The organism is Psychrobacter proteolyticus (assembly GCF_038155145.1).
Taxonomy (GTDB): Bacteria; Pseudomonadota; Gammaproteobacteria; order Pseudomonadales; family Moraxellaceae; genus Psychrobacter; species Psychrobacter proteolyticus_B.
Genome location: NZ_JBAKAY010000002.1, coordinates 338,496 through 352,137 on the forward strand (window position 1 = coordinate 338,496; position 13,642 = coordinate 352,137).

The 13,642-nt window shown below is 42.6% G+C and carries 5 protein-coding genes and 1 tRNA gene; 3 read left to right on the forward strand and 3 right to left on the reverse strand.

Features of this window, described 5'->3' with window-relative positions; all coding sequences use genetic code 11:
* Nucleotides 1-13: 13 nt before the first annotated feature.
* The 3 genes from recD to V6252_RS03845 form a co-directional block, all read right to left on the reverse strand.
* Nucleotides 14-2,212, reverse strand: a complete 2,199-nt coding sequence (recD, locus tag V6252_RS03835; protein ID WP_341609344.1) for an exodeoxyribonuclease V subunit alpha — start codon at nucleotides 2,210-2,212, stop codon at nucleotides 14-16.
* Nucleotides 2,213-2,286: 74 nt separating this feature from the next.
* Nucleotides 2,287-6,828, reverse strand: a complete 4,542-nt coding sequence (locus V6252_RS03840) for a UvrD-helicase domain-containing protein (RefSeq protein WP_341609345.1) — start codon at nucleotides 6,826-6,828, stop codon at nucleotides 2,287-2,289.
* Between the two features lie 248 nt (nucleotides 6,829-7,076).
* Entirely contained in the window at nucleotides 7,077-11,588 is a 4,512-nt protein-coding gene (locus V6252_RS03845; protein ID WP_341609346.1) for an exodeoxyribonuclease V subunit gamma, read from the reverse strand.
* Between the two features lie 440 nt (nucleotides 11,589-12,028).
* On the opposite strand from V6252_RS03845, the gene V6252_RS03850 reads away from it, so the two are divergent.
* The 3 genes from V6252_RS03850 (at nucleotide 12,029) to V6252_RS03860 (ending at nucleotide 13,569) form a co-directional block, all read left to right on the forward strand.
* Nucleotides 12,029-12,547 (forward strand): hypothetical protein, encoded by a 519-nt coding sequence (locus V6252_RS03850; RefSeq protein ID WP_341609347.1) that lies wholly within the window; start codon nucleotides 12,029-12,031, stop codon nucleotides 12,545-12,547.
* 66 nt (nucleotides 12,548-12,613) lie between these two features.
* Nucleotides 12,614-13,420 (forward strand): hypothetical protein, encoded by an 807-nt coding sequence (locus V6252_RS03855; RefSeq protein WP_341609348.1) that lies wholly within the window; start codon nucleotides 12,614-12,616, stop codon nucleotides 13,418-13,420.
* A 73-nt stretch (nucleotides 13,421-13,493) separates the two neighbouring features.
* Nucleotides 13,494-13,569 (forward strand) — tRNA-Arg (locus tag V6252_RS03860).
* Nucleotides 13,570-13,642 lie beyond the last annotated feature (73 nt).

Sequence of the window (13,642 nt, forward strand, 5' to 3'; positions counted from 1 at the left end):
CTTGAATGAATCGTTAAAACTGTAATGCCAAACCAGTATGGCGTTCAGTCGGTGTTTGAACCGCTTTTTCTAAAGCGTGCTTGGTACTATATATCGTTACCTGCTTCTTAGTACGAGTCACTGCCGTATAGATAAGCTCTTTGCTCAGCAATCTTGCATGACTATTATCGAAAGTAATGGCAACATGATCAAATTCGGATCCTTGTGACTTATGAATGGTCATTGCATATGCTGTGGCTATCACCTCTTCATTTAGCAAATTAACAGCTATCCCTTGTGTCTTATTTTCAAAGAATACCTCTAATTGGCTCCTTTCATCTGATGTTTGTAAGCAGAAACCAATATCCCCATTAAATAGCCCAAGCTCATAGTTATTTTGTAGCACCATAACAGGACGTCCATGGAACCATGTGTTTTGACCCAATGGTAACTTTAACTCAGCTAGATGCCATTGAGTGAGGTATTTATTGATATAGTGGTCGCCCCACTCACCATTGTGACCAGCAGTTAGGATTCTAAATTGATTAAATACTTCCATTAACGAAGTGGTAGTATTTTTAACTGATTCTGGCACGGATTTTTCCATTGGATTCTCTAGTAAATTTCTAACTCTATCTATGTATGATTGGTAATTACTGGAAACTTTTGAAATGATTTTTTCCCTGCTTAGGCTATTTTCTATCTTGTTATTTAACACCGACTCTGCTTGTAACGTATTAACATATTGAAAACTCAAAGCAGCGTCTTGCCTTAATAATTGCCAAATAGCTTGAAGATTTGTCTCTGCTTTATTAATTTGAGTGGCCAGTTTACCGATACCTGACTCGGCGCTAAATCGGCGGCTCTCGGTTAGTTCTGCATGTACGGGTTGCAGTAGCGGAATGCGACATAGATCGGCCAGCACAGCTCCTGCATCGACGGCTGCCAACTGGTTAGCATCTCCTAATAATATTAGCCTTGCACCTAGCTTTACCGCGCTCACAAGATAGTTAGCCAACTCAACTCCGAGCATAGATGCCTCATCAACGATGATAATATCCTCACCCAGTGGGTTGTTAGCATCGTAACGCGGTCTACCCGTTCGACCGATACCTAGTAGACGATGGATTGTTTTTGCCTCTTGCAACTGCAGCTCTACATTTGCGTCGTCTAAAGCCGCCTGTAGAGACTCTTGCATACGCTGGGCTGCCTTACCCGTTGGCGCCGCTAATGCTAGGCTAGCACTGTCTGTACTAAATCTAATATGTTCAGACTCATCTCCCCTACTCTCTGTCGCCTGTTGTAACGCGATAACCAATTGAGCAACGGTGTAGGTTTTACCTGTCCCTGGGCCACCAGTAATGATACTAAATGCATTATTGTTCGCCACATTGATAGCGGCTATCTGTTGGTCATTTAAGTTCTCAGGCATGGTAATGTCTAAAGGCACTATCTGCTGTTTTAAAATATGATTGATATGCTGTGCTAAATTGAACTCTGCCTGCCATGCGCGGTGTAGCCAAAATGTGACTTTCGAACTTTGGGTCTCTTTACTCTTAGTTAAGTTATAAATAATTGGTCGATTATTTCTGCTTAGGCTATTTTGATAGTTGTTACTATCAGTATTCGTATTAACATTAGCAAATAAAGCGTGCTCATGGATTGAATGAACGAAAGTATTTAAGTCGCTATTTTTCAAGCGATGGTATAACCTGGTTATCGCATCAAAACGTTTGATCAACGTCTCTTTTTCATGATTACTCAGTGCTAGCTGCGCCCACAGGTAATCTCGCTGACCAAACAAAGTATCTAGTAATATAAATAGCGATGTCTCCGTTGTAGTGTCATCGTCTAGTTGCGTTTTTATCTGAGTATCAATCAGCGCAAAAATTGGTGTTGCCAGTACCCCCAATAATTGCTGCTGCCATGCATATAACGTGACTACTTCCCCATTAATTTGACCTTGCATGGGAGCTTCATGATCGGCTGTATCGACAGTTAATACAGTATGCCCTTCTTCCAAATGAGCCGCTAAAATAACGAATAGAGCCGTAAATAAATCGCTATCTTCTGACTTACCGATTCTTCTGTTTTCATCGTTTATCTTTGCATCTGTTGCGTCATACGCTACCTGCGTTTGCTGACGGCGCAGCAGAATATAATCGCTGATGTTACTGGCCCAGCTCTCTTGTAAGCTAATGGCTGACTTGCTCTTATTGTTATTATTACTCATCGTATATTTATCTCTTTTTAATCTGATTAACTGCTATAACAATTTTTATCTATCTAATTGTTATATAAGGTTTATTAATCCGGCAGGCCAAACAAGGCATCTAGACCTTTAATGAATGCAATGGGAATATCCCAAGTAACCAGTCCATAACAACTTTTATCGCTCAAGTTATCGTGATTAGACTGAACCACATCTTGCGATGTAGGCATAGTAGCTGTCTGAGCATTCGGGTCATACACACCGCGTAAAAACACGTACTCTACAGCGCCTAAGTACTTATCTTCGTTACCCGTATAATCACTGATTCTCATAGCAAGAAATCGATGTAATGCCACTTGATAGATTGCTGCTTGTAGCCAGTACCCTGCCTTGGACATTGCTTTCTTGAGCGTATCTTCATTGTAATCGCTTAGGCTATTTCCTAGAAAGTTACTCTTATAATCGACCACATAATACTTGCCAGCATGCTCATACACTAAATCAATCTCACCACGTAAATAACGATACAGATGCGCTTTGTTTTGTGGCACTAGAGTGACATGTTTATCTGTCTCATCAGGTAAATACCGTTGAAAAAGCTTACTAATATCCTGTGCTTTAAAATTCTCTGACAATCCCATGTTGAACTCTAACTCGGCAAATCGCTTACCTTTATCAAGAGCAATCAAGGGTTGATTGGAAGCCAACAGTGGCGCATGCAGCACCTCTTCAATCCAATTAACTAATGCCTCATGCTTGGTTGTATCTATTGACTCAAGATCAAACCCATCACTATCTCTTTGTTTTTTACCTTGGGATCTGCGGCTCTGCTGTTCAGCACTGCTATATATCAGCGGCAACTGATAGCTATTAATCGCTCTATCAATAACCTGATACCACTGGGCTTTATTAGTGAAATCGATTTGTTCAAATATCTCATGCAAAAACGTACCGGCATTGGCACCTTTTACAAAGGTAAAGCGGATATCATCTTCTACCTTGGGACTGAATTCACTGTTTTGTTCGCTAGATCCATCGTTATTAAGTAACGAAATATCAGAAACTGAAGACTCTGTCATATCAATGTCTATCGCATCATCAATACGTTCATCCACTATCGCCATTGCTTGTGTAGATTCATCTAGCTGACGCGCCAAAGCGGTAAAGCTAGTCTTGGCCCAACCATAAAAATAATTGGTTTTCATCACCTCTGCAAAGGGCGCGTATTCAATAGCCTCTGTCGTAGGCTTATGAGCATTTGACTTGGTTACGGCCAGCTGAGCACTGTCATTTATACCTGCTGAGTCAGCATCATTGCTTACGTAGTTATTGTCATAAAACTCATTAACTTTATGACCTCTGAGCATGCCTATGGTACCTTTGAGCCTATCTGGTAGCTCAAACTTTGCTTCTGGCGATTCAAACCAATAAAATACTGGCTTTAGCTCAAATCCTGTCTTGTTACTCGGATCTCGTAGCACAACATAAAGCTGCTCACTGGCTCGAGTAAATGCCACATAGCCAAGCCGTCTTATCTCATCAAAACCTTCTAGTGTCTCGATATCCGTATAGTAACCCTCATCCGTGGCAGAGCCTTGCAATGGTGAGAAGCGGCGCTGATTACCCGATTGATTATCTGTCGTCTGCTGTACTTCTATCGGCTGCCGCACTAGCGCTGAAGGCGCTTGTTGTGCGTTATATAAATACAGCCCATAGTCTTCCTTATTGCCAGACTTCCTACTGGCATCACCCATTCCCAATACATAGACAATAGGGAACTCAAGCCCTTTTGACTTATGAATGGTCATCAGTTGCACGCCAGATTCTGTCGGTAGCGGATATTGCTTAGCCCAATCACTGTTGGGTGCTGTATCTATCTGCTGTCTGAACCACGCCAACAACTCATACTCACCCATTCCTAAACCATACTGCGCCAAGATATCCATCACATGACGCAAGTCCATGATATGACGGTCACCTTCTGGATGAGCAGCTAGGGCTTGCCAAACGCCTTGCGGCTGCACAGGGCTTTTATCTAATAAATAATGTAGCGCCGATAAGATGCCAAAGTGCTGCCAACGCTGTGCCCCTTCTTTTAGATAGGTAATAAAGTCTTGATAGCTCTTTTTAATATCAGTAGCTTCATTGGCTGGGTGGTCTTTCGAATTAGACTTATTTGAATGTGCGCTTGGTGTACTGCTACCCTCGGTAATGCCTGACTCATGATCCGTCATCATGGCTTTGATGTTTTTGATACTCAGTCCATATAGGTGGCTGGTCAATACCCGATTAATCATGTCATGACGATACGGGTATAACATGGCACTTAGCAATGCCGCCACATCTTCTGCCATAATAGTCTCAAAGATACTGACATCACTAGTAGTCAAAGTCGGAACATTAAGTTTCACTAGCTCATCTTCGACCCTTTTCAGATCTTTTTTGGCACGTGCCAGCACCCCAATATCATTTGGCTGAATGGGCTTACCTTTAAGTGTCTGACCACTATTAAGCAAAGTGGCTATATGGCGAGCTGTTATCTCATGTTCATCGTAATCAAACTCTTTGTCCTTGTCATAAGGCAGGTGCAACAAGCTCACTGGCTGAGCAGAAAGCACCTCTGTCACCAGTACATCATCCAGCCTATCGGACGCATTAAACCAAGACAGCTCATATTCCGGTTTTGCTGCTTTGATATGTTGGTAATGAATCCCAGCACCCAACTGCGACAGCTTATTCTCAGCAGTTGTTGTATCAGCCATACCAAACCAGCAGTTCAATGCGTTAATCACACCGGCATTAGAACGGCGATTGATATCAAGCGTCCAAAGGGCGCTTTTATCAAACTGGGCTTTCATGTAGTTGTAGTTGGCTACATCGCCACCACGAAACCCATAAATAGCCTGCTTGGGATCACCAACCAATAGCAGAAACTCATTATTGGCTTTCTTAGTGGTTGATTGCTTGTCACTGTCCGACTGTTTACGCTTATTCTTTGGCAAATAAATGCTTTCAATCATAATGGCTTGCTCGCCATTGATATCTTGCGACTCGTCAATCAATGCCACTGGATAATGATGACGAATATAACGCGCCAGCTTATCTCCTTGACGACCAGTTAATGCTTGGTTTAAGCGTACCATCTGCAAACTAAAGGTCGTTTCGCCGCGCTCTTCCAGAATGACTGGTAGCCTATTGCGCACAGCCAGCACAATATGACGGTTAAGATTGGCCAATACCAACAAAATATGCTGATTCAAACTATCAAGCATGTCTAAGAGAGCCATTAACTTACTAATGGTTTCTAATTCAAAAAGCGTCTGATGCTCTTTTTCTTTATTCTTGTTAAAGTTCTTAATTTTACCATCTTCATCGGGATATCTAGAATCCTGCAATGATGTCAAAATCTTGTTTTCGCTCTCATTTAAATAGCTATTAAAGGTCAGCTGATACTGCGATATCTTTTGATGCACCTCGATAATGGCATCAAACTGTTTGGTTAAATTAGAACCACCACGGAATCCTTGAGACTTTCTATAATCAGGGTTTAAATAAGGCTGGATATCAGCTAAATCTAACTGAGCAAACTCATTGATTAGCTTTTCGTATGCATCAAAATCAAAGCCTTTCTCAATCCTTATCTCATCAATCGGCGCAGAGATAAAATTAAGCGAGCGAGTCACATACTTCTTATGATCACCTACTGCAGACAACTTACCTTGCTGATCCATTAGCGCATAAAGTTTAGGCTGCTCATAGTATAAGCGGCTCTGAAACTGACGCAGCTCATCATGAACAATGCTATCGGTAACTTGTTCAATACTGCTGTCTTCAATAATCCCCATACCCTGCTGGTGACCAGTTTCGCTACTGTACTCAGTCAACCATTTTTGCGCCAAGCTATCGAGCGTGCCTACAAACAGCTTATCCAATGTGGTGAGTACCAGTGCCGTACGTCTAATAGCTTCCGCCATTGGGTAACTGTACACGTGATCCAGCAAATAACCGACAAGATGCAAGTTAATAGGATCTTGCATGATGCCATCTAAACGCACATATTTGGCCTGATTAACCAACCAATCTTCGCGGTCTTTTTTTGCTTGTTTACGTTGCTCAGCCGCCGCTTGCTTATCAGCAGCAAGGTCTTGATTTAAATCGTCAATGCCTGTTTCAACGTTTGCATCTATATCTGAATTACTGCCTGCTTGTGCGTCTTTATTTCCCTCAGGCATAACTTGCAGTATGTTGGGATAGAGACTCTCTTTATTGCCAGTATCGGCACTTAGGCTATTGACCCATTGTAATAACTGATAAAAATCCACCAAACGATCATGAATACGTTGACGCATTTCGGCAGCGGCAGCTCGAGTAAAAGTCGTGGCGATGATTTGCTCTGGTGCACGTCGCGCTTCGATCAGTAGGCGCAGTACAATACCGGTCAGCGTCCAAGTTTTGCCCGTGCCCGCTGAGGCTTCAATTAGGTGCTTGCCCGTTAGGTCAACATCGACTGCTGGTATGACATCGGCTTTACGTTCAGGTATAGCAGACAAACAAGGCAGCTCATCTGAATATTCATCAAATAAACTCGGTTGTGTAGACGAGTCAATGGTATTGGTTGGATCGCTAAGGTCTGTCATATGGGCGCATACTTTTAATTATTATTTATTAGGGCGTGTCTTCAATTCACTCGATAGTTATCTAAATGGGCTAAAAACAGCTAAATTTTGCCAAACATCGTCAAATCGCTGGTTAATATCCCGATATTATCGGCACTATTTTCCTCGTTTGACGGCAATTTATCTCATTTTTATCACCATTTTTGAAATGAAGACACGCCCTGGAACAAGATAGCAAAAATTAATTAGGGGCTGCTTTAGATAATGAGCTAACCATCTAAGTTAGTTAACGCATTAAACATCGGCTCATACAGTGGCTGAGCTAATGTAGTCAACGCTGCCGATAGCGCTTTGAATGCATCTTGGTCACGTAGCACGTACTGCCAAATAGCATGCTGCGAGCAAGTATCGTATACCGTGTCTGAGTTGTAGTTGGGTCTTAACCAGTCTGAGAAGTCGGCTCGTTTTGGCCAGTAGCGGTTGCTGTCACCTTCTTCAGCGGTTAGATACTTATCAAGGTAATTCAGTGCATATTCTGGTAATAACGTAATGGGCACTTGACCCGTTAATTTGCCAAAAACAGCCCATTTTATCAGCTCAATCACAGCATCTTCATACACGATCGGGCTTAATTTAAATGCGATCACTTTGTCATACTTTTTGACTTGTGAGCTAGGCTTATTAAAACGCCAAATACTCACGCCATCATTTGAGGCTACTTGCTCGGCAGTGGTACGTCTGGCCACTTGCCAATACAAATGTGACAACCAAAACTTGAGTAAATGCCTAGGACTGGCAGAATTGGGCAGTATGTTTAACCACTGCTTGGGTGATTGCTGAGCATAAGGCACGCCCGCCTGAATAATTGATATGGGGGCTAATATGGGTACTGAGCCTTTGATCTTAATGACTTTTGGCAACAGCTTAAGCAGTGTCTCTATACCCTCTATATCTGTCTGGTCTCTTGAATCATTATCAGTGTTATTCAGTATATTTCTTAGCTCTATTTGAACGGGATGCTCGGCAGTTGGCGTCAGTAGCTGTAATACACTGCTGCTATCTGCATTACTCTCGTTGAGAATACTGCTTTCGTCAAAGCCATTAGCTATTAATTGCTCTTTAAATTCCAAACATTGCTGTTGCAGTTTCTTCTGTTGATTGGGTAGCGTGGTCTGGCGAGCGACACCAGCAGGCATAATTTTTTGATACATTAGGATTGGCGTAGTAGTTTCAGCCGCTGCACTACTATCATTTTTCTTATTCTCATCAGTAACCAACTGTTTAATCAAATGATCTTTGATTTGATAGGTAGTTAAACTGTCTAAGAATAGCGGCTCTTGCTGCGACAGTGCTTCCTCACCTTGTACCACATGCACTTTTTGAGACCGTAAGAATGCTTTGGCAGGATGGCGCACTTGGTAAGCCAATGCCCCTTCAATATCTATCTCTCCGATGTTAAATATGCTATCAGATAAATTTTGGATGATCACCTCTGTCATGCTACTGACATCGCTAGTAGCATCAACAGCTGTATCTAGCGCCAATAGTTCAACCAATGCAGACAAGGTTCGATTGTCTACTTGACCTAGCTGGCCTAAGCCTTGACCCAACACCTGAGCGATTGACTCATACTGCGCCTTCGTAGGTAGGCCCACCAACTCTTTATGCTCAATAGATACTCGACCTTTTAATGTGTCGAACACCGCTTGCCAAAGCGGCGCAGGCGGAAACTGCTTTTTCTGAGCCAGTTTGGTTTTGCGCATGGCTGTATTTAATAAAGTATCCAGCTCATCAATCATATCGACAGGGCTAGAATCCTGAGCATTGATATTAACGTTGGCATTAGCATTGTCATCAATATCAGGAGATGCTTGCTCAAAAACATCAGTGCCTTCGATTTCTGTCTCAAACAGACTCTCATGAAAAGGCAACGCAGGATGCTCAGTCACCAACCACTGCTTAATCAATTTAGGCAAATAGCGCTTAAGGCTTTCCGTGGTGGGATCAATATTCTCAGGTAATGTCTCAAGCGAGTTCACCTGCCATTGCACCTCGCCTTGCAAAAACTGCAATAGCTCACTCACTGGGTTGGCTGGCAAATGCTCATGGGTGTCCGTCAAGCTTTGGCCGTTGTAGAACATCCAACATGCACTGCGCGCGCACAGTAACGCATCTAAAAATGCGCCGTTGTCATCATCTTCACTAACTCTGTCACCGCGGCGTGCATTGGTCGCTTTCATCAAATCATAGCGGTTATCACGGTCACGCCCTGGGAACTCAGAGAGATCCATATTGAGCATCACCACCAACTCAAACGGCACGTTTCTTAATGCACCGAATCGACCAAAGGTAATCACACCTGTCGGCTCGGCACTGACCTGCTGACTTTCAAGCTCTGCTTCAATACTGTCTAGCATAAAGCTCAGCTTAAGCGGCAACTGCTCCACACCTGCCAGCCTCTGCTCTACTTCTCTGTTGTCGACATCACCACTAGCGTACTGCCTATAGTGACGATTGGCTCGCAGACTTGATTTAAAGCCATTCATCGCGTTGTAGATGGCGCGCATGGTACGCGTTTGATCCACATCGCCAAAGTAGCGATGGATAACTTGTGTCTCAATCTGATCGAGCCAATCTTCCGCTTTCATTTTTTGTGTATGATCATCACGTCGTGCAACCAAGCCAGTATAAATACGGCAAAGCGCTTCAACGATCAGCGCATCATTTAGGCTCACTTGTGGTAACGGCAAGGTCATTTCTGGTAAAGCTGTACTTGGCCATTCATCGTCATTTAGATCATATAAGCAGTCGCTCAACTCAGCCTCTGGCATGACCAGACCTAAAGTTAATCTGTCTAATGCCTGTGCAAAGCTGAAGCGATAGTCGTAGTCATTACTGTCTAAAGTTTGCTTAAGATGCAGCTCGTCAAAACCGCGAATAAAGCCCGCCTCTACCAATAAATCACAGCCACGGCTCATTTGCTCATGAGTCAGTCCAAAGCTTTCAAACAAGGGCGGTAACATCAACCAATCTAAGACTTCAGCTGCTTCAAAACGGGCACTATGGCTACCCAATAGTTTGTAAAAACCGATAATCGCTTCCCACAACTGGCGAATATCGGCGTCAACAACACCAGTCACTTTAGCAGGCAAAGTCAAACCGTCTTGCCCCTTACCATTGACGAAGATAGAGCCAATCAATGCATGATGACGTTCAACATCAGGTAGCAGCACCACAATGTCAGAGATATGGCGTTTCTTTTCACCTAGTTTGATAGGTTCATTTAGCCAACGACCAATCATAATACGCAGCACTTCAAGCTGACGCTGCAAACTATGACACGAATGAATGCTTAGGCTATTATCTTGCGAAGAAATTGCCCAAAAACGGTCTTTCTCAAAACGCTTATTCTCTAACGCTTCATCTTCATACCAAGCCGTTTCTTGCTTAGCTTCATCAAAGCTTGACTCTATCTGCTTACTTACCGCTTGTGAGACTGTAGCAGCTGTCGCCTGCTGGGTAGATTGCTCATCAAGCATCAACACATCATTTTGCAAACGTTTTAATAAGCTCAGGTTACCTTGCGCATCTTGAGTACTGACAGCGTCTTCAGCAGGGACGACACTTTCATACATGCCATGAACGAGCGCATCATCTACACCATTATCAAAGTTATCTTGCCATTCGACTAGCGCATCGTCGTATTGCTCATTACCTGATAAATTGGCAAGCATCGCAAACGCATCGCGCGACTGCTTACCGAGACGCGACAGCAAACTATGACCATAATCACGTAAAAAGACACTCTCAGGGTTGATAATCTGCTGACGCTGTAACCAAGACTTATCGACGATATCCGCCCAAAACAGCTTTGATGGATTGTAGTGCAATAGCGTGATATTCATGTATTGCGACAGGCGCTGTAGAAAGTCGAGCTCGGTCTGTGGCAGTTGCTGGATGGTAAATATACGCAGTACTTTGGGCAATTGGTCACGCTCATTCGCCTTGTTACCTTTTAAAGCTGACCAAAACGCACGCTCTAGTGCCACACGGTGTAGATGAACATCGGCAAACAAATGCGACCACAAGAATCGTTGGGCGATTTCTAACTCAACATAATGCTCGACCAACCACTCAGGTGTGCCGCGCGCATACTTATCAAAGCGCAGTGATAAGGCGTCTTTATCTGCTATCAACTCACTTACGCTCAACGGCTTGTTTTGCGACCATAATGCCAACCAATCCTCACGGTGAGTCAAATAGCGGTTAAACACCCTAGCCAAATCGCTTGCCAGTTGCCAAATACGAGCATCTTGTTGCGCCTTATCCTGTTGTAAGCTGTCTTGTTGAGCAATTGCCTGTGGGTCATCAATCAAAGACGCTAACAACGGATGAACTGGATGCTTTTCATCTGCAACAATCGACTCCTGATAATAAGTTAAATAACCAAACAATCGCCACTGCATTACTGTCGGTGATAACACCGCCACTTCCGGCACGTTTAGAGTTGTCGCTTCAGGGTTTCGCGACAGTAAGTACGCATTATGGCGGGTCAATACATCTTGCATCAGCGTCCATTGATACTGACCCCAGAATTTAGTACGCACCAAGGTACTAATACCAGCACGGCTAGCAATAGTTTTATCCAACCAATCACCCAATACCATTGACGGTACAATGACAATAAAAGGCTCAAAAACAGGCTGATCCTTGGACTGGTATTGTACAAGCAATTGATCAACGAGGTTTTCGGTACGGTGCGACTGAATAATAGTGAACATAGACAATAATCTGATTGCAATAAAGGTGAGGTATTAGGATTAATAAAAAAGGCTTCACTTGTAGATGAGATGTCTGTATCCAATGTCAAAAACACCATAAAATATCTAGACAAAACAAAAATCGATACTCATCAATCCATGTTTGATGGTCGTTACTATGATGCATTTCTGCTAGCATGAGGGCCGTAAACAAAAACAATCATAGTAGCAAATTCTACATATCCATTGATGACGTTGACTTGCCAAATTTGCTATCAGTGTGCCATTGATGGTTATCGTTTACTAGTGTAGATGCCGATATTATAATAAGCTTGCGACATTTAGTGTCGTTTTATACTATCATTCATATTTACGATGAAATAATCTCATTGTGGTTTTTAAATTGTCCTTTACAACCTGTATCTAAATAATACTTTCTATTGACGGGATTACTTAATATTATGCCATTGCGTCCCATTGATGCCATTTTTGTCCATCCAAAACAACGCTTATACGTCGTGTATTATCGCGGTGAGTTGTGGCAACTGCCACGTATGAAAATCGATGACAGATCATGGCAAAACAGACGACCCTATACGGATGATAGTAGCTCACTTTATTTGAGCATCCATCAAGCTATCAGCGACCCTGTACTTGCGCAGAAATTGAGAACGCTAGATCTACCTGTAGCAGTACGTGGTAGCACGTTGCCACGTTTCGAAGCATGGTGGGAGGCACATGGATTTAGATGGTTAAAAGACAGACTATTAACGGGCGAATCACCGTTGGCAGCGCATCAAACTACTACACCCGCTGCCAAGGTATTAAACGACCAACCTGATTCTCTAATAAATCGCCAAACCAATAATCATGCTGGTAAAGGTGATGAAGAACAAATATCTACCCCTTCTGCAGATACGGATATCTTTGCAGACATGTTGGCTGAATTAACCGATGAAGTACTAGAACAAAAGCTTTAAAAACTAGATACCACCCTGTATATAAACTTTGCTATGAATCAACTAATAATAAAAGAGCAGTAATATATGAAAGACTACAAACTACTGCTGGCTGGACTAATCTTGCTACTGCTCACAATCTTTATCGCGGTCTTCATTTGGTTGTGGACCAGTAATCGAAAAAACACAGACCCATTGCCAATCATGGCAAGTGAAAGTGAAGCAGACCCTAGTACGAAAGGTGATGAATCAAGAGAGATTGCTGACAGGGTTTTATACATTCGAGCAGAGGAGAAGTTACAGATACCTTTGGACGATATCATTGTGAGCTTTGAATCTCGTTATCCGCACGTGCAAGTGTTAGCGAGCTATGTACCCTCTAACGACCTTCTTACAGTACCAAGTAGTGTTTCTACCAAAGACAAACTCTCTGACTCCGTTTTTGATACAGATATGATTATTACTAATGACGATAGCCTATCTACAGAACGGGTATCACTCCTACAGTCAGAATTGCAACAGGCACAAGATAGAAATGGTCAAAGTCAGCAAAGTATCGAGGGTTCTGGTACAAATGATGCAGCTGATAAAAATAGTGATAATAGTACGCATAATAAAGATAAAAAGATACACACTCTAAATCCCTTTAACTATGCGCTAAAAGATGAACAAGCGCTTGAAGGTGTCATCCTGACAGACGATACAACTGCTATTAACTTCCGTAATTTTTTACTATCGAGCACAGGTCAAGATATACTAAAAAAATATGATTATCAGAACATTAGTGGTTATAAGAACAGTGTAAATGACTTATTTAAACCAACCTCACAGGCAAAAAATGCATCAGGTGATCATGCTGTAGATGTCACTGACGCGCTTAGCAATGGTGAGTAAGGATAAATTGTCTTTATTTATCTTTTGTTGATTGCTTTTATGACTGCTTTTTTCTACAATGTCACTCCATAATGCGCCTATAGCTCAACAGGATAGAGCAGTTGCCTCCTAAGCGATCGATCCGAGTTCGAGTCTTGGTGGGCGCACCATATGAATATACCAAAAAACCTCTTAATGCCCTATTAACAAGGCCTTCAGGGGTTTTTTATTGTCCAAAACTTA